The sequence below is a fragment of the Flavobacterium adiutor genome, from assembly GCF_048282555.1.
In the GTDB taxonomy this organism is placed as follows: Bacteria; Bacteroidota; Bacteroidia; order Flavobacteriales; family Flavobacteriaceae; genus Flavobacterium.
This window is the reverse complement of record NZ_CP182487.1, coordinates 1-19252: the sequence shown is the minus strand read 5'-3', so window position 1 is coordinate 19252 and position 19252 is coordinate 1. Positions and strand designations below refer to the sequence as shown.

The window sequence follows — 19252 nt, the reverse complement described above, 5'->3', positions numbered from 1 at the left end:
AAAGTGTAAAAAATAATCAATTTTGGTTCCACGTGGAACCAAAATAAAAACTTTCATATATAGATCCTCTGTTTTAAAAATTCTCGTTAAACCAAAATTTTAAAATCCCGAAACGATTAAATTCCAAAAAGCTCAAATATCAAAACCTAAAAAATATTTCACATGGAACCAAATATCAAAATTCCTTTTTTAGCTTTGCGTTACACAAGTATATCGATATATAAACTGTTTCACGTGGAACGAATTGGTATAAAAATTTAAACTCTGAATCGCTTTATATATGTTCCACGTGGAACTAAATATTTACACTTTAAAAAATTCTCAAAACGTTTCACGTGGAACATATAAAATATTTATAAAATATATGTTTCATATGAAATATACTTGATTCAATTTAGATGTTTAATTACTGTTTCACGTGAAACATTGCAATCTTTTCATCTTCCTTTGAACGCATCAATTCTGCATCAGCATCACTTTTATCCTTATATCCACAGTAATGTAATATGCCGTGAGCAAGAACACGTTTCAATTCTTCTTCAAAAGATACATTGAAATCTTTTGCATTATCTTCTACCCTTTCTACAGAAACAAAAATATCTCCGCTAATTTCGTTACCAACTGTATAATCAAAACTGATAATATCTGTTAGCGTATCATGATCTAAATATTCTACATTTATTTTATGTAGATATTCATCATCACAAAAAATATAATTTATTTCTCCCTCATTCTTATTCTCAGAAACTATAACAGCACTCAGCCAAACCGCAAAAGTTTGTTCGTCGTCTAAAGAAAATTCTGTTTCGTAATTAAAGTTTATCATTTTGTATTAAAATATTCTTGAACCTTTTGATTAAAATTCGAGCGTAAAGGTAATGATTGTCTATTTAAAATTTCTACGCTATTTAAATAATCCAATAATGAGCTTGGTAAAGCATTAGTTGTATTTGTAAATTCAGCCTTATTTGTTTCAGATTGACGTTTCGTATCTTGACCCTGTTGCTGAACTGCATTATTTAATTTTAATAATTCTTGTTGAATATTTAAGATTCTCTGAAGGTTCTCATTCTTAAATCCTTTATTCAAAAGCTGCTTTTCAGATTGTTTCATTTGATCTATAACAGATCTTCCCTGAGAATCTAATCCTTTTTTGGCTAACTCTTTTTGCAAAGCTTCACGAAGTTTTACCTGCTCTTTATAAATCTCCATTATTTTTTCAGCATCACCTTCACCATCATCACCCTCTTTTCCGTTCTTTTCTCCTTTTCCATTTTTACCGTCTTTTCCAGAAGAGCCATTACTACCACTATTCCCCTGACCTTCCTTTCCATCTTTGCCCTGACCACTTTTTCCTTGTCCGAGTTTTTGACCTTGACCTTGTCCGGGTTTGTCACCAGGTTTGTCACCAGGTTTCATTCCCTCTTTCATTTTATCAGCAAGACCTTTTTGTTTTTGAATAATATCTGGTAATTGCATTCCTTGTCCGTCTCCTGGTTTTGGTTTTCCCATTCCCGGTTTGGACATTTGCATCTGCATATTATTTAAAAGATCACTTAAAAAGTCGGCTAATTTATTTGCAGATGAAACAGCGTATTGCTGATGCGAAACTCCTTTTGGAACCTGAACATCTGTTAGAGATTCGATAGCTTTATCTACATTGTATTGTACATTTCCAATTTCTTTAGTTACATCTTCAGCAACTTTTGGGTTTCGTAAAGACAAAGCAAACAAACTGTCATCTACATGTTTGAACTGTTGTTTTAGGTTTTGCTGTACTTTTATATTCTTCGTATATATAGAAGAACCTAGTTTCATAGACTTAAATTGTTTCATTACATTTTCCTGAGATAATGAATAAGCCAACAAATTATCCAGAATCTGACGAAGCATTGCTACATCTTCTTCGAGTTGTTCCTTTTCTCCACCTTCCATACTGGAATCCATTTGTTGTGCCATGCTCTTCATTTTCTTTGCTGCACTTTTTTGTTTTGGCTTTGCCGAAGAAGTATTCTTTTTATTCAATTCATCAGATGCTTTCTGCAAATCATCTTTTACATCTTTCTCTTTTGATGCATCTGCAGGAATATCAAGTGGAGACTTTAATGTTTTATTCTCTTCTTTCAGTTCTTTTAAATCTTCCTGAATTTTATCAAAAGCTTTATTGATTTCTTCCTGCTTCTCAACTGTATTCTCTTTATCTTTATTGGAAAGCTGTTCTTGTTTTTCTGCAAGCTTATCTAACTTTTCTGCAACCTGACCTGCTTTCTTTTCTACATAAAATCTTTTGGTTAATTCAACTAATTGTTCTAAATTTCTAGATTGATTTTTACTGATTTGTTTGAACTTTTCCATTTTATCAAACAGTTCTTCACTGTTTAATTTATCGTTTAGGTTCTTGAGTTCATCCAATAATTTCTGATTTTTCTCTAAATCTTTGTCGGCATTCTCTAAACGCTTTTGTAAATCCTCTGCAGTTTTATCCTTTTTATCGTCTTTGAATTTGTCTAAATTTTTATTCATTTTCTCCGCAAATTGTTTCATCATTTCGTCTTGTTGTTTTTGACGTTTGATAAAATCATTGATTTTCTGCTGGTCTTTAAACTCTAAATTATCTTTTTCTTTTCCTGTGTTTTGGATCTTATCCATCTCAGAAAATTGCTTGGTTTGATTCTTTAAAGATTTAGATAAACCATTTATGTTTTGATTTTGCTGTTCCAATTCCAAATCGTGAATTTCATCTGTAGTTGAAACTCTGTCTGAAAAAACAGAAGACTTAGTACGCTTAAAACCATGTGGTACATCGTTATCAAAAACTTCAAAATAGTATTCATAAGATACTCCTTCTTCTACAGATAAATTACTTGGAAAAGAAAAAACGAACTGATCAAACACAGCTTGCTTTACCGGAATAGTTCCACGCTTTGCTGTTTGTGGTTTGTTACGCTCGTAGTAAACAATCTGCAATTTTGATAAACCGTAGTCATCTCCTAATCTTCCTAAAACATAATTCTTATCTAATTTTAAACTATCAGGTGCTGGTGAAACATTGATTGTTGGATGCTGATCTTTAATAACAGACAACTGATAATCTAATTTTTCATAGTTTTTAACCTTATTATTCGAAGTAAGGATTTGATATTCTGTATTTTGATTGATATTTTTAGCCAATTTAAACTCGTTTTCGGTCTTATTAAACTTCAAAATTGAGTTATTATCTTTCCAAACTACCTCTTGAGTTGACTGCGTTTTCATTTTCCAGGTTACAATTGTTCCTTCTGGTACGATTGCATTTCCGGTTCCCTGAATGGTTTCGGATTTCTTTTTTAGGTAAGAAGGAAAATTCAAAACCATTTCGAAGTTGGCAATCGATGGAACTGTAATAACTTTTAATTCATATTCATTTGATGAAACTGAATTTCCTTCAAAAGAAAACTGAACGTCTGTTGTTGGTTTTTCGATCTTAAATTCGAACTTTCCAGTTTGAGAAGATTCCATAAAATAGCTTTCGTTTCCAATATGGATCATCACATTTTCCGGAACAACGTTTCCTTCAGTTTCTACTTTTACAATAAAATCTTTGTTTTGTTCAGTTTGAAGTTTATCATTAAGAACTACAAATTTGAAAGGCGCCGGAGGTAAAAACGAAGCATTAAAATGTACTACTCTATTAAAACTCTGAGAAATTATATTGCTGTTTCCAGAAACAAAAAAAACTGCAAACAACAAAACCGGAATCAAAGCCAATGGCAAATATTTTCTGTTTGAATTAAAATTAATAGCATTCCCAAACGGAATTGGCTGTAAAGAATTTGCTTTTTGTTCAATCGAAGCCAACATCAACTCTGAACTTTCTGCTGAATTCTCAGAAGCTGAAAGCTGTAAAAAGTTCGTTAGTTTATCACTTACTTCAGTAAAATGATTTCCAATAATAGCCGAAGCCTGATTATAATCGATTCCTTTTTGAAGTTTGAACAACTTAAAAATTGGAAATAAGATAAAACGAAACAACAGAAAAACTTCTACTGCAATAAATATCCAGAATAAAAGAGTTCTTCCTAATGGTTTGAGCCAAAGAAAATACTCAATAAAAAGTGTAAATAAGAAATACAAAAGTCCGAAACCAATAAAAAGAAGTCCTCCTTTTATCAATTCATTCATGTAATATTTCTTTATAAATCCTTCTAACTTCTGATATATGGCAGATGATGTTTTCAAAATAAAATCTCTTTTAATTATAACCTATAAAAGTAGTAATTTTAATTAGAAAATGATCAATGAGAAAATTAGTCAATTAAGCGACAAACAAGATAATTATCTAATTAAACTCATTCTCAAATTCTCTAATTAGAATCGTATCTTTACATCAAAATTTATACAAATGTCAAAGCAAGTTCGAGTGCGTTTTGCACCAAGTCCTACTGGACCATTACATATTGGCGGAGTTCGTACTGCCCTATTTAATTATTTATTTGCCAAGAAAAACAATGGTGTTTTTTATCTTAGAATTGAAGATACAGATCAGACTCGTTTTGTTCCAGGTGCGGAAGAATATATTATGGAAGCGCTGGAATGGCTAGGAATTGCTCCTGAAGAAACCGTTGGAAAAAATGAAAAATTTGGTCCGTATAGACAAAGTGATCGTAAAGATTTATACCAAAAATATGCAGATCAACTGATCAATTCGGATTGGGCGTATTATGCTTTTGATACTCCGGAAGCTTTGGATGCACATAGAAAACAACACGAAGCTGAAGGCAAAACATTTATTTACAATCATCACAACCGTGAAAAATTAGATACATCTTTAGTAATTTCTGCAGAAGAAACTGCTAAGAGAATTGCAAATGGAGAACATTACGTGATTCGTTTTAAAACTCCGGTTGATGAAACTTTACATTTAAAAGATATCATTCGTGGTGATGTTAAGTTTGAAACGAACTTGCTTGATGATAAAGTTTTGTTCAAAAGTGACGGAATGCCAACTTATCATTTAGCGAATATTGTGGATGATCATTTGATGGAAACTTCACATGTAATTCGTGGTGAAGAATGGCTGCCATCGATGCCTCTTCACGTTTTATTATACAGAGCTTTTGGCTGGGATGCTCCTGAATTTGCACATTTACCTTTGATTTTGAAACCTGTTGGAAACGGAAAATTATCAAAAAGGGATGGTGATAAATTAGGATTTCCAGTGTTTCCATTAGAATGGAAAACCGAAGAAGGTATTTCATCTGGTTACAGAGAAAAAGGATTTTTCCCGGAAGCAGTTGTAAACTTCCTAGCTTTATTAGGCTGGAATGACGGAACTGATAAAGAATTATTTTCTCTTGAAGAATTAGTTGAAGCTTTTGACTTAAACCGAGTTCATAAAGCCGGAGCAAAATTTGATCCAGAGAAAAACAAATGGTTCAATCATCAATATTTAATCAAACAAAATGATGCCGATTTAGCGAAAAGCTTCTCTCCGATTTTGGTTCAAAAAGGTGTTGATATTTCTAAATACGATGTTACAAGAATCGTTTCATTGATTAAAGAACGTGCTCATTTCGTTTCTGAATTTTGGGATTTAACTGATTTCTTTTTCCAGGCGCCAACATCTTATGATGAAAAAGCAAGCAAGAACTGGAAAGAAGAAACTCCAGCTTTAATGCAGGAATTGATTTCGACTTTAGAATATATTGACGGATTTAATTCTGCAAATATCGAAGCTATCGTAAAAGACTGGTTAACTAAAAACGGAATTGGAATGGGTAAAGTGATGCAGCCTTTCCGTTTGAGTTTGGTTGGAGCACTTAAAGGTCCTCACCTATTTGACATTGTAGAAATCATTGGAAAAGAAGAAACTATTTCGAGAATTCAAAAAGCAATTGCTACTTTATAAAAACAAAAAAGTCCCGATAATATCGGGACTTTTTAATAGTAATTTTAAAAATTATTTACAGTTTTTGATATTTTCAAAATCCTTCTCAATCATGATTGAAGATATGTTTTGCCCCATCACTGCAAAACCTCTAGGCATAAATAGATATAATATTTTACCTGTTTCACAGTCTACAACAACTTTATAAGACATAAGAAATGATTGGCCAATAGGTCCCATTTGACCTTTACCTATTTCATAGGGAACTGAAAACAATACAACTTTGTCTTTATCTTTTTCAACAAATGCCCTATTGATTTCATCATCAGAAACAATATTAAGTGCTCCATCATATTTTTTTATACAATCTTCCTTTTTAGTCTTCTCATATAAAATTGACTCTTTAACTAATAATGTTTTATTTTTTATCAAAGGACAATTGCCTTTTGCCATTTCTTTAACATAATTTTCAGAATTTACACTTTTATTTTGAGCAATTATGTAATTTATATTATCTTGTAATATATTCAAAGAATATTTATAATCTGCCTCCTCTAAAAATACATCTGTTTTTTTACTTGAAATTGGCAAATAAACTTGTGAATCTGGCTTTTGAGGATTTGATTCAATCTTAGTATATACAATTACGTTTAAATATAAATTGGATTTAAAATCAAAATCTATATCATTTAAACGTAAATTTCTTAAAACGGCATATGATTTATTATTAGCTTTTCTTAAAATTTCTACTTCTGATTTATTTTTAAATTCTATATTCTTATTTATTGTCCAGTATTTTTTTGCATAAAGAGTAATTTCTTCATTGTATAATCTAACCATCTTTTTATACGATTGAAGTTCTTCAGCTTTTTTTGGTTTACTCAATTTATTTAATATTTTTTCATCTTCTTCTAACAATTCAACAATTAAAGGTCTGGTTTTTAAATCAATAAAATCCTTTACATTCCCATGGAAATAAGAACTAATTTGAGCTTTTGAAACTAAAGAAATAAATAGGAATAAATAAAATAGAATTCTTTTCATAATTTTTGTTTTATATTAATTTGAGCCAAAAGTAAAATAAATTTTAACAAAAAAAATCGGGTAAACAAATAAAATTTAAATAAGAAGAAATTTCGTAATTTACAGCACCTAAAAACTTAAATCAATATTATCATGAGTATCCCATTCATTATCATTTTTGCAATTGCATTCTTTATTTTCTTATCGTCATTCTTTACAGTAAAACAACAATCTTCAGTAATTATAGAAAGATTTGGAAAATTTCAGAGTGTTAGAAATTCCGGTTTACAACTTAAAATTCCATTAGTGGACAGATTGGCCGGACGTGTAAATCTAAAAATTCAACAGTTAGATGTTATCATCGAAACAAAAACCAGAGACAACGTTTTTATCAAAATGAAAGTTTCTGTTCAGTTTAAAGTGATTCAGGATAAAGTATACGATGCCTTTTATAAACTAGAATATCCTCACGATCAGATTACGGCTTATGTATTTGATGTTGTTCGTGCCGAAGTTCCTAAATTAAAATTAGATGATGTTTTCGAAAGAAAAGACGATATAGCAATAGCTGTAAAAAGAGAATTAAACGAAGCTATGACTACATATGGTTACGATATTATCAATACTTTAGTAACTGATATTGACCCAGATATCCAGGTGAAAAATGCCATGAACAGAATCAACGCTGCCGACAGAGAAAAAACCGCAGCTGAATTTGAAGCTGAAAGTTCAAGAATCAGAATCGTTGCAAAAGCAAAAGCTGAAGCAGAAAGTAAACGTTTACAAGGTCAGGGGATTGCAGATCAGCGTCGTGAAATTGCAAGAGGTTTAGTAGAAAGTGTTGAAGTTTTGAACAATGTGGGAATCAATTCTCAGGAAGCTTCTGCCCTGATTGTAGTAACACAGCATTATGATACCCTTCAAGCAATTGGAGCTGATGCAAATTCAAATTTAATTTTGTTACCTAATTCTCCACAAGCCGGAAGTGATATGTTGAATAACATGGTTGCTTCATTTTCTGCATCAAATCAGGTTGGTGAAATGATGAAAAAACACAATAAAAAAGTGGAAAAACCAAAACCTATTCAGCCACAATCTGGATATGAAGATGACATTCAACCAGAAGTTCAATAATATTTTTAAAATGAAAAAGAGGCTCAACTGCCCTACCGTCTGGACACAAATATTTTTTTAATTATATTTGATAAAAAGTGCAGACTAGATATTTTGAAAATTTAAAAGACAAGCGATTGTTGAATAGAGGTAATTCTATTCTCAATCGCTTATTTGCTAATAGCATTTATTCGATAAGACAATTAGCAGAAAGTGACTCTGAAGCCAAAGCGATTTATCGATTTTTGCAAAATGATAATGTCAGTGAGGCTGATATTATAAAGAATATGTCTTTTAATTGTGTAAGCTGTGTGGAAGAGAAATCTGTTTTGTGCATTCAGGATAGCAGCGAAATAAACCTCTATAATCACAAGAATAGGATAAAAAAGGATGAATCAATTGGACTGACTAATGCTTCTGTTGGTGGACTTGGCTTCTTTATTCATCCAAGTTTTATTATAGATGCAGATACCTTAATGCCTTATGGTTTTTCTGATGTGAAAATATGGAATAGAGGTCATGAACTGCCCCCTAAAATGAAGACCAATACTCACAATCGTATACCTATTGAAGAAAAAGAATCTTATAGATGGATAGATTCTTCTCTTGAAACTAAGAAAAGACTAAGTAAAGCAAAAGAAATAATCATTATTCAGGACAGAGAGGGAGATATTTTCGAACAATTTTGTCTTGTTCCCGATAGTAAAACGCATTTATTGATTAGATCTCGATTTAATCGAATGTTGGATAATAAAATAAAACTTTTCGATCATCTTAGTTCTCAGCCACTTCAAGGAACTTACACAATTGAACTAGAAGGAAACAGAAGGAGAAATATCCAGAAAAGAACAGCTACTATAGAAGTACGTTTTTCAGAAATAACAATAGGCAAACATCAATATTCGGGTAAACATCTCCCAGACAAAATCAATCTTTACGCTATTGAGGCAAAAGAAGTAGGAGAAAATATTGAAAACCCAATACTTTGGAGATTATTAACTACTAAAAAAGTTGAAGATTTACCAACTGCATTACTTTGTATCGAATGGTATACCTATAGATGGACTATTGAAGAAGTATTTAGAATTTTAAAGAAAGAGGGCTTCAATATAGAAGCCAGCGAATTATCTCAAGGAAAAGCAGTTCGTAAACTATGTCTTTTGATGCTGGAGACTATTATAAAGCTCTTTATAATGCAAATAGCCTATGCCACGGAAGAAGAGACTGAACCAAGAAGCTGTTTTTCAGAGCAAGAAATGGAATGTTTAGAATTGCAAATTATACAATTAGAGGGTAAAACCGAAAAACTAAAAAACCCATATAAATCGTCAGATTTGAAACGATATATATGGGCTATTGCTAGATTAGGAGGATGGAAAGGCTATCTTTCTGAAAGAAAACCTGGCATCACAACCTTTTGGATTGGTCTGCAAAAATTCAATTCAGTCATGCAAGGCTGGACACTCTTTAGAGATGTGTCCAGACGGTAGCTCAACTGCCTCTTTTTTTATTTATAAACCAACCAATTACATAAGGTAAAATGGATTGCAAAATTTTCGGATACGAATTTTTAAAGTAATCTGTATAAGATGAAACGAATCCGTTTACAATATTTTGTGGTGTTATGCTTTCTTTAGTTCTCTGAAAACTCAGAACTAATTTCTGATAATTGATCTCTTTTTCCAGTTTCAGAATTTCTAAATCCCTGTCGATTTCAGCATAAGATGAGTATTTTTTTTCCTTCATAATCCTTAATCATTAAAAAATATTTCTGAAAATTTCTCTAAAATTGGACCTTCTACCATCTTATCTTTTATAAAGAAAAGCAAAATAGTAAACACTAAATAAATCCCTCCCACTGTTAAAAATCCAAGTGCATTACTTTCGAATAAGGATCCAAATGCATAAGCAGCAGCAAAAGATCCAAAAATCATTACCATACTAAAACATAATAAAATCAACGTAAACTTAAATATTAAAGTTGTTGATTTCATTGCTACTTTAAAACCCCATAATTTATAGTAAGCTAAATGACTATCTATATAGACTTTAGTTTGCTGCTGAATTTTTTCAGTGTTTTCTTTTAATTCTTCGAAAGCCATAATAGCATGTAAAAAATAAAAAAAGCACAAAACTTATCTTATAAGATAAGCAAGTAATGATGCCATTTATGATGATTATTTTTGAAGTTTAGCGTTTTGTGCTTTTAAATCAGCTAATTTAGATTCCAGAAAAGTGATTACATCTTCTGTTTTATGACTCACATTAGAAAGTAAATCATCAAATGTCCCATCAATATCTTGTGTAGCATTTTTAAATCTATCACGAATAACTTCAGAACTGGCTTCAAAAGAATCTTTCAAATTGTTTGTTACATCATCAAAACCTTCTTTGAGTTTAGCTCTTGTTTTAGAACCTTTATCCGGAGCCAATAAAATTCCGATTGCTGCGCCAACAGCAGCACCAGCTAAAATAGCTGCAATTGCTTTTGAATTACTTGACATAATATTAAAATTTAAAGTTGAATCATAAAGATACCATTTTTTAATTTTTAAATTATTTAAAATTTCATATTTGAACTATTTTAGAATAAAAATAACAGTTTTATAAATAAACACATAGTAAAACCCTATAAATTTGAAAACTTGAAATTAAATTTTAAATAAAGCTCATATATAAACAAATATTTAAAAAATGAGTTATCTATCGAATAACTTTTAAAATCGTCTTAAAATCAATTTATGAAAGTTAAAATTAATTTATAAAAACTATTAATTTAAAATTTAAAATAAATTATATAAATCATAATTAAAAACTAAAAAAAATAATATATACATAAGTAAAATTTATAAATATAAAATTGTGTCTAAAAAATGAAAAATAAACTTAATTTAAAGATAGGAACAAAAAATTTGAACTCAAAAAAGTTAAAAATCGAAATAAGAAGTTTTAACAAAAGAAAAATCTAAAAAGGTCTTCTTTATTAAACAGTTTTTTTTTCTCTCTTAAAATTAATTTATGAGAGTTATTTTTAATCTATAAAATAAATTAAAATTAAAAATGAAATAGATATTATAAATAATAAGAATAAATAATTTTAAAATTATTAATAATAATAAAATTTTATTAAAAATATTTTACGGAAAAAATAGAACTTTAAAAAAGGGTAAAATTAAAAATAAAGCCTTTAAATAAACATAAATTAAAAAAATGAATTGGTTATCCAACTAAATTTTATTTTCTATTAAAATCAATTTATGAAAGCTATTTTTAATTTATAAAAATTATAAATTTTTAAATTTCAATAGTAAATCTATATAATAAAAAAAAAGCGCTTATAAAAGCGCTTTTTATAAATTAATTTGATATTACTTCTTCACCATTTCAGATAAAATTTCAATTTCTCTCTCTGATGCATTTTTTGGTGGATTTGAATACAACTTCAAAATTTCATCATCATATTGATTTCTCAAAATTTCATTTTCAATATCTCTTAAATTTAAAAGTGCTTTTGATCTTACATAAGTTGATTCACTTTTTAAAGACATCATATATAACTTTTTAATATCATCTTCTTCAAAATCATTTGATTTCCAGTTTGAATATTTTAAAATAAACTGAGAAAACAACAGCGAAGCCTTATTATTGTTGATATTTTTCTTTAATGAATTCTGTATCAAAGAGAAACTAGAAATATTTTTGATGTTCTCCCCTATTGTACTTTCAATTGCAATTCTTTCATCTTTTGTTTCAACTTTAAAATATTTATTTATTTCTTTTAAAGAATTATTGATGCTGTTTTCTTCTTTTTTACCTTTTTCTTCCCAGGCATCTTTCAGTCCAACTGTTTTGTTAAATACTAATTTTGAAGGAGTTGAGTCTTTATCAACAGTAAAATATCCTAAACGTTGAAACTGAAATTTATCTTCATTTTGTGCTGTTGCTAAACTTGGTTCAACATATCCAGTTACAATTTCAAGTGAATTTGGATTCACAAAATCTAAGAAATTTTTCTCTTTATAACTGTCCGGAGCTTCATCCGTAAACAAACGATCGTACAAACGAACTTCAGCTTCCAAAGCATGCTTGATTGAAACCCAGTGCAAGGTTCCAGACACTTTTCTTTGACTTGCCTCTGTTCCGCTTCCGCTTAAAGAATCAGTATCATAAGTAACATGAATTTCAGTAATATTACCTTCAGCATTTTTTATAACTGATTCTCCTTTAATAATATAGGCATTTTTAAGACGCACTTCTTTTCCTAAAGTTAAACGGAAATATTTAGCTGGAGCATCTTCTAAAAAGTCTTCCCTTTCAATGTATAATTCACGTGAAAAAGGTACTTTTCTGAAACCTGCACTTTCATCTTCCTGATTGTTTTCTGCTTCTAACCACTCCTCTTTTCCTTCTGGATAATTGGTAACTACGAGTTTTACAGGATCTAAAACAGCCATTACACGTGGTGCAATTTTGTTCAAATCTTCACGAATACAGAATTCTAAAACCGATACATTAATCAAATTATCACGTTTAGCAATACCAATTGTGTTAGCAAAATTTCGTAAGGAAGCAGCTGTATAACCACGTCTTCTTAATCCGGAAATGGTTGACATTCTTGGATCATCCCAACCGTTAACATGCTTTTCCTTAACTAATTGCTGTAATTTTCTTTTACTAACAACCGTATGTGATAAGTTACGACGAGCAAATTCTCTTTGCTTAGGACGTATTCTGTTTTCGTCTATAATCTGATCTAAAAACCAATCGTATAATTCACGGTGAGGTAAGAATTCTAGTGTACAAAATGAATGTGAAATAGCTTCTAAATAATCACTTTGTCCGTGTGCCCAATCGTACATTGGATAAATTTTCCAGGTATCTCCGGTTCTATGATGATGTTTGTGTAAAATTCTGTACATGATTGGATCACGCATTAACATATTTGTTGATTTCATGTCAATTTTTGCACGAAGAATATGTGTACCCGCCTCAAATTCACCATTTTTCATTCTTTCGAATAACTCTAAATTTTCTTCAACTGAACGATTTCTGTACGGACTATCAGTTCCTACAGTTGTAGGAGTTCCTTTTTGAGCTGCCATTTCTTCAGAAGTCTGACTATCAACATACGCCTTATCTTTTTTGATTAACAAAACTGCCCAGTCATACAATTGTTGAAAATAATCTGAAGCATAACATTCTTCTGCCCAGGTATAACCTAACCATTCAACATCTTTTTTAATAGCATCAACAAATTCCTGTTCTTCTTTTTCCGGATTTGTATCGTCAAAACGCAAATTTACAGGTGATTGATAATCAATTCCTAAACCAAAATTTAATGCAATAGAACTGGCGTGTCCAATGTGTAAATAGCCATTTGGTTCTGGTGGAAAACGAAAACGAAGTTTAGTATTGGAAAGACCTGATTTAAGATCTTCTTCTATGATTTGTTCAATAAAATTGAGTGATTTCTCTTCTGATGCCATTATTTATAGTAATTTTAGCAAATATAAAAAAAAGGTTTCAGGTTTGAGGTTTAAAGTTATTTAAGTGGCGTAAAACCTGAAACGTTAAAGCTGAAAAACTATAAAAATGGGAATTATAAAACTAAAAAATATACGTACTTTTTCTTATCACGGATGTATGATAGAAGAAGGAAAAATTGGATCTGATTACACTGTTGATTTAAAAATTAAAACCAATTTACAGCAATCAGCTCAAACAGATCATCTTTTAGACACTGTTGATTACGTTCATTTAAACAAAATTGTGACTGAAGAAATGGCAATTCGTTCACATTTATTAGAACATGTAGCCAAAAGAATCAATAATCGTATATTGGCAGAGATTCAATCAGTAGAAAAAACGACAGTTTCAGTTTCTAAAATAAATCCTCCTATTGGTGGTGATGTTGAATCAGTTACCATAAAAATGACGGAAGTTAGAAAATAATTCTTTCACGCAAAAAACTAATTTTTTAAAATAGTTACTTTTAAAGTTTTGAATTTTAAAGATTTTAGTTACTTTTGCCATCCGTTCAAGTAATGGCGTCGTGGCCGAGCGGCTAGGCTGGGCTCTGCAAAAGCTCCTACTCCGGTTCGAATCCGGACGATGCCTCAAAACCTTCAAAGCAATTTGAAGGTTTTTTTTATGTCTTGTCATTTTCAGGAACGAAGCAATATCAATACTATTAGTTTACAAACGTTGACATACTTAGTAAGATTGCTTCGTTCCTGAAAATGACTAATAAACACAAAAAAACCTCTGAAATTCAGAGGCTTAATTTTATACGTTTTGAGTTATTAACAAACTACTTTTCTATCCTTTCAAAAGCATTTTTGACCATTTCTTTTTCTTTTGGAAACCAGCCCTGAATCATTAGAGCAATTCCAAAAACCATCAAAACAATACTAATTCCTTTTTTAATTTTTAGAATATTTGTTGGTGTCATTTTAGATTTTAATTGTTTGGCTAATACTATTTTAAGACAATCAACCAATAAATAAGTAACAATTACTGAAGTAAAAAAAGTCATCATTCTGGATGTCTGCATCTGTAATTTTGGTCCTACAGAAATAATAACGGCTAGCCAGAAACCAAGGACTCCAATGTTAATAACGTTGAGTAAAAAACCTTTTACAAATAAACTGCCGTAATTTCTTTTTAAAATATCCCGATCAATTTCTTCATCGTTGATTTTTTCTACTTTTTTTAATTTTACAAATGAAATAATACCGTAAGACAACATAATTATACCTCCAAAAATAAAAAGAGCAGGATCATCTTTTAAACTTGAAATTAGCCTGTAACTTCCTAAATAGGCAATTGCTATAAAAAAAATATCACCTAATACTACCCCAAGATCAAATACAATTGCTGATCTAAAACCTTTGGTAATACTGGTTTCTAATAAAACAAAAAATACCGGACCCACCATAAAGCTCAGAACAAGTCCCCATGGCAGCCCAGCCAGAATATCATTTATCATTCAATATTATTTTACTTCTTCTATTTTACCTCCAAAAACTGTTTTTTGGTTGATTTGTTTAGGTTTCCCATAAATGTAAATAGAGCCTCCTGCGCTTACTTTTGCATCAACAAGCATTGAAGCATTCACATCAGCTTTTCCTCCCGCAGAAACGCTTACTGTAGTTTGAGAGGTGGCTAATTTACTTGCTAATAAATAACCGCCTGCACCTAAACTTGCAACCTGGTTTGAAGCTTTTCCGGTTAAAGTAATTTCTCCTCCGGAAACTGAACTTACTTTAAGTTTTTCAACCTCCAAATCTACATTAATTTTTCCACCTTCCTGAGCACTTACCTTAAAACTTGTTGCTTTTATAGTTTCTGAACCACTAACAATTGCTCCTTCATTAACATCAATAAGCTCAATATGTTTGTAATACAAGGTAACTTCTAAATCCTCACCAGACAAAAGTTTTGGAAATGGCATTCTTATTTTTAGAATACCATTTTTATTAACAGCTTCTAATTCTGCTTCCCTTGCTCCTTTTACAACCAATTTATTTTCAGACGACTGAACTAATTTTACATTTAATTTATCGTAAACTTTAATGGTATCAAAATCGCCTAATGTTTTGGTCACCTGACCAAAAGACATTTGCAAAAATAAAATTAACATTCCTATAATTAACTTTTTCATTTCTTTAATTTTTAAATTTTAACAACTTATTCAGCTCTTCTTAAAAAATGAAAATCCAGTTGTTTTTTAACTAAATCTGCATTTTTTACTTTAACGTAAATTTCGTCCCCTAATTGCAATATACTGTCTGAAGTAGCTCCAACCAGTGCATATTGCTTCTCATCGAAAGTATAATAATCATCTTTGATTTCTCTAATTCTTACCATTCCTTCGCATTTATTAGAAACGATTTCAACATAAATTCCCCATTCGGTAACACCGGAAATAACGCCAAGAAACTCTTCATCCTGATGATCCTGCATGTATTTAACCTGCATGTATTTTATACTATCTCTTTCAGCATTAGTTGCTAAACTCTCCATGTTAGAACAATGCAGGCATTTGGTTTCGTATACTTTTTCGTCTACAGAAGTTCCTCCATCAAGATAATACTGTAATAAACGATGCACCATAACATCTGGGTAACGACGAATTGGCGATGTAAAATGGCTGTAGTAATCAAAAGCTAAACCGTAATGCCCTATATTATCAGTAGAATATTTCGCTTTACTCATACTTCTTATGGCAAGAGTATCAATCAAATTTTGCTCTTTTTTACCATTCACTTCTTCCATCAGTGCATTCAATGATTTTGAAATATCGCCTTTGTTTCTAAAGTCAATTTTGTAACCAAACTTTGAAATCACCTGTTGCATGGCAATCAGTTTATCTTCATTTGGTTCATCATGGATTCTGTATACAAACGTCTTCTTTTGTTTTCCAATGTATTCAGCCACTTTTCTGTTAGCCAGAAGCATAAATTCCTCAATCAGATGATTGGCATCTTTAGAAACTTTAAAATAAACACCTTCTGGTTCTCCTTCGGCATCTAAGTTGAATTTCACTTCGACTTTATCAAAAGAAATAGCACCTTGCTGCATTCTTTTCTTTCTTAAAATCTTCGCTAACTCATCTAATTTTAAAGTGGCCTCCACAATTTCATCTGAAACAACATAAGAGTTTCCCGTAATTGAAATATCGACAGGAATGGTTTTATCTTTTGTTTCTATGATATATTGTGCTTCTTCATATGCAAAACGCTGATCGGAGTAAATTACTGTTCTTCCAAACCACTGGTTAATAACCTGTGCTGCAGGAGAAACTTCAAATACAGCAGAGAATGTATATTTCTCTTCATTCGGACGAAGCGAACAAGCAAAATTCGACAATACTTCAGGAAGCATCGGCACTACCCTATCCACCAAATAAACTGAAGTCGCTCTTTGATATGCTTCATCATCCAGAATTGCTCCTTCTTCTAAATAATAAGAAACATCGGCAATATGTACTCCTATTTCGTAATTTCCGTTTTCTAATTTTTTGAAAGACAAGGCATCATCAAAATCTTTAGCATCTTTTGGATCAATCGTAAAGGTAAGTGTGTCACGCATGTCACGACGTTTTGCAATCTCAGATTCCTGAATGGATGTATCGAGTTTTTGTGCAAAGACTTCTACTTCTACCGGAAAATCAGATGGTAAACCGTATTCAGCTAAAATGGCATGAATTTCTGTATTATGTTCTCCGGGTTTACCTAAAACTTTAATTACAGATCCAAAAGGACTATCGGCTCTTTTTGGCCAGTCTTCGATATTCACTAAAACAACATCACCATTTTCTGCGTCTCCCATTTTGTCTTTCGGAATAAAAATATCCGTGTACATTTTAGGATTTGCAGTTGAAACAAAAGCAAAATTGGGTTGAATGTCAATTACTCCAACGAATTCTGTTTTGTTTCTTTCAACAACTTCAATCACTTCACCTTCAGGACGTTTTCCTTTTCTACGGTTGTAAACGTAAACTTTTACTTTATCTTTATCCAGTGCACGATTCAGATTATTGGTCGGAATAAAAACATCTTCTGCAAAATCTTCACAAATAAAATAAGCTGTTTTACGGCTTGTCATATCAATGGTTCCTTCGTAATAATCCTGACTTTCCGCTTTTACTAAATACTTACCAGGCTCAGATTCAATAATTTTCTTCGAACCAGCCATTATTTTTAAGTCTTTTATAATCTGGTTTCTGCTTTTTGTATCATCGAGTTCAAGTTTTGCTGCTATCTGTTTGTAATTAAATGCTTTATTAGGGCTTTTCGATAAAATCTTCAGTATTTTTCCTGAGAAATCTTTCTCATTTTTTATCGGTTTTCTAATTTTCTTACTCATATATCTTTTCTTATAAGGTTTAAAATTACAAATAAGATATCAGATAACAGATTTTAAGGTTTAGAATTATTAAAATTATAACTTTAAAAAGCAGATTTTTAGACATTTTAAATTTTGTATCTTTATAAAAAGACTTTTATGGAAAGCTTTAAAACAATTGCCATATTTAATTTTGAATACGAGACGGTAGTTCTCAAACATTTACTGGAGCAAGAAGATATCCCCTATTTTTTCGAGAACGAAATGACACTCTCTGTCGTTCCTTTTTACACTTCAGCTCTCGGAGGAATCAAACTTAAGGTTCATCCCAACGATTTTGGAGAAGTTCAGCAAATTCTGGATAATCTCAACAATCCGCTTAAAATCGTCTGAAACAAAAATTAAAAACAACGCAAAATTCATTTTCTAAAATTTTTTTTCATTTTAAACTTTTTTAGTTTTCAACATATATTAAATACAACAAAAAAGATTTTTAAAAAATTTAAAAAAATTGATGGTTATTATAGTGTGTTAATATGTGCAATAATTTTATTTTTAAAAGTATTGAAATGAAGTTTCTCTTAGTTATATAGAGTTATCAACATACTTATATTTTGTTAAATCATTAATTTATAAGACTTTTTGTATTTTAATTAACAATGGTTGATAATCAAAATTGAATGTATTTTGTAAATAACTTCATATGTTAATAGTTGTTGAAAATAGCAATTTTCATATTGATAACTTTTCCAAAAATTCATGAAACTTTTCTTGCATATTTAATTCCAGTTTTGGATTAAGTATTTTTTCTAAACATCCAAAAAAAACTTCTAATTTTCTTTCTATACTTATTAACAAATCCTGTTAATTTAAAGTTAACTGAATATCAAGTAATTACAAACTTATATTAACACTTTAAAATTTTAATAAATATTTTGTTTTTTATTTATTGATTTTGAGATAGTTATAGATTTATGAAAATTGTTGATAACCTATAAGGCTTTGAAATTAAGTAAGTTGTAATTAGACTCAAATTCACCATTTTCAAATAGTGATAGTAATTAAAGCTATAAATTTTTAAAACTGACGAATATTAGTGAATTCCTTTCTAAAATATGGATTTTCCTTTCGAAAAATATCTACTTCCATATTGTTTAATTAAATTTGCAGTACACAACTAAATAATATAAAAATGAAAATTTCGATAGGAAACGATCACGCAGGACCGCAGTATAAAAAAGCAATTGTTGCAATGCTTGAGTCAAAAGGGTATGAAGTAACGAATTATGGTACTGATAACCAAGATTCTGTAGATTATCCGGATTTTGGACACCCTGTTGCTAATGATGTATCTGAAGGAAAAGCTGATTTTGGAATCGTTATCTGCGGAAGCGGTAACGG

At 30.5% G+C, this 19252-nt stretch carries 16 protein-coding genes and 1 tRNA gene; 7 read left to right on the top strand and 10 right to left on the bottom strand.

Features of this window, described 5'->3' with window-relative positions; translation table 11 throughout:
• Positions 1 to 406: 406 nt before the first annotated feature.
• A complete protein-coding gene (gene ybeY / locus ACNC7R_RS00085) occupies positions 407 to 826 on the bottom strand; it encodes an rRNA maturation RNase YbeY (RefSeq protein ID WP_417938958.1) in 420 nt (139 codons plus the stop codon).
• Positions 823 to 4218, bottom strand: coding sequence for a hypothetical protein (locus ACNC7R_RS00080; protein ID WP_417938957.1), 3396 nt, complete (start codon positions 4216 to 4218; stop codon positions 823 to 825). Before ACNC7R_RS00080 ends, ybeY begins: the two co-directional genes overlap by 4 nt.
• A gap of 163 nt (positions 4219 to 4381) precedes the next feature.
• Between ACNC7R_RS00080 and gltX the strand changes: the two genes are divergently transcribed.
• Entirely contained in the window at positions 4382 to 5887 is a 1506-nt protein-coding gene (gene gltX, locus ACNC7R_RS00075) for a glutamate--tRNA ligase (RefSeq protein WP_417938956.1), read from the top strand.
• Positions 5888 to 5938: 51 nt separating this feature from the next.
• Here the strand turns inward: gltX and ACNC7R_RS00070 are convergent, their stop codons facing one another.
• Positions 5939 to 6910 (bottom strand): hypothetical protein, encoded by a 972-nt coding sequence (locus ACNC7R_RS00070; RefSeq protein ID WP_417938955.1) that lies wholly within the window; start codon positions 6908 to 6910, stop codon positions 5939 to 5941.
• 132 nt (positions 6911 to 7042) lie between these two features.
• Between ACNC7R_RS00070 and ACNC7R_RS00065 the strand changes: the two genes are divergently transcribed.
• Both ACNC7R_RS00065 and ACNC7R_RS00060 read left to right on the top strand, forming a co-directional pair.
• Positions 7043 to 8023, top strand: coding sequence for an SPFH domain-containing protein (locus ACNC7R_RS00065; protein ID WP_417938954.1), 981 nt, complete (start codon positions 7043 to 7045; stop codon positions 8021 to 8023).
• A 77-nt stretch (positions 8024 to 8100) separates the two neighbouring features.
• Complete coding sequence (locus ACNC7R_RS00060; protein ID WP_417938953.1) at positions 8101 to 9492, top strand: IS4 family transposase; 1392 nt, start codon at positions 8101 to 8103, stop codon at positions 9490 to 9492.
• Position 9493: 1 nt separating this feature from the next.
• On the opposite strand, the gene ACNC7R_RS00055 is transcribed toward ACNC7R_RS00060, so the two are convergent.
• The 4 genes from ACNC7R_RS00055 to ACNC7R_RS00040 form a co-directional block, all read right to left on the bottom strand.
• Positions 9494 to 9748 carry a DUF6327 family protein gene (locus ACNC7R_RS00055; protein ID WP_417938952.1) on the bottom strand — a complete coding sequence of 85 codons (255 nt, stop codon included), beginning with the start codon at positions 9746 to 9748 and terminating at the stop codon, positions 9494 to 9496.
• 5 nt (positions 9749 to 9753) lie between these two features.
• Complete coding sequence (locus tag ACNC7R_RS00050) at positions 9754 to 10104, bottom strand: competence protein (protein WP_417938951.1); 351 nt, start codon at positions 10102 to 10104, stop codon at positions 9754 to 9756.
• 75 nt (positions 10105 to 10179) lie between these two features.
• Positions 10180 to 10506 (bottom strand): YtxH domain-containing protein, encoded by a 327-nt coding sequence (locus ACNC7R_RS00045; RefSeq protein ID WP_417938950.1) that lies wholly within the window; start codon positions 10504 to 10506, stop codon positions 10180 to 10182.
• Between the two features lie 864 nt (positions 10507 to 11370).
• Positions 11371 to 13488: a glutamine--tRNA ligase/YqeY domain fusion protein gene (locus tag ACNC7R_RS00040; RefSeq protein WP_417938949.1), complete on the bottom strand. Its 2118-nt coding sequence runs from the start codon at positions 13486 to 13488 to the stop codon at positions 11371 to 11373.
• Between the two features lie 106 nt (positions 13489 to 13594).
• Here ACNC7R_RS00040 and folB point away from each other — a divergent pair, with 106 nt between their 5' ends.
• Positions 13595 to 13954, top strand: a complete 360-nt coding sequence (gene folB / locus ACNC7R_RS00035; RefSeq protein WP_417938948.1) for a dihydroneopterin aldolase — start codon at positions 13595 to 13597, stop codon at positions 13952 to 13954.
• 94 nt (positions 13955 to 14048) lie between these two features.
• Positions 14049 to 14119 (top strand) — tRNA-Cys (locus tag ACNC7R_RS00030).
• 193 nt (positions 14120 to 14312) lie between these two features.
• On the opposite strand, the gene ACNC7R_RS00025 is transcribed toward ACNC7R_RS00030, so the two are convergent.
• Genes ACNC7R_RS00025 through rnr form a run of 3 tightly spaced genes read right to left on the bottom strand, consistent with a single transcriptional unit; the run spans position 14313 to position 17872 of the window.
• Positions 14313 to 14990, bottom strand: a complete 678-nt coding sequence (locus ACNC7R_RS00025; RefSeq protein ID WP_417938947.1) for a LysE family translocator — start codon at positions 14988 to 14990, stop codon at positions 14313 to 14315.
• 6 nt (positions 14991 to 14996) lie between these two features.
• On the bottom strand, positions 14997 to 15665 hold the full coding sequence (locus tag ACNC7R_RS00020; RefSeq protein ID WP_417938946.1) for a head GIN domain-containing protein: 669 nt from the start codon (positions 15663 to 15665) through the stop codon (positions 14997 to 14999).
• A gap of 26 nt (positions 15666 to 15691) precedes the next feature.
• The gene (rnr, locus tag ACNC7R_RS00015; RefSeq protein WP_417938945.1) at positions 15692 to 17872 is read right to left on the bottom strand and encodes a ribonuclease R; all 2181 of its coding nucleotides are present in this window, start codon (positions 17870 to 17872) and stop codon (positions 15692 to 15694) included.
• A 138-nt stretch (positions 17873 to 18010) separates the two neighbouring features.
• On the opposite strand from rnr, the gene ACNC7R_RS00010 reads away from it, so the two are divergent.
• Complete coding sequence (locus tag ACNC7R_RS00010; protein WP_417938944.1) at positions 18011 to 18244, top strand: DUF2007 domain-containing protein; 234 nt, start codon at positions 18011 to 18013, stop codon at positions 18242 to 18244.
• Between the two features lie 799 nt (positions 18245 to 19043).
• Positions 19044 to 19252, top strand: a 209-nt coding sequence (locus ACNC7R_RS00005; protein ID WP_417938943.1) for an RpiB/LacA/LacB family sugar-phosphate isomerase, incomplete at its 3' end; no start/stop codon positions are given.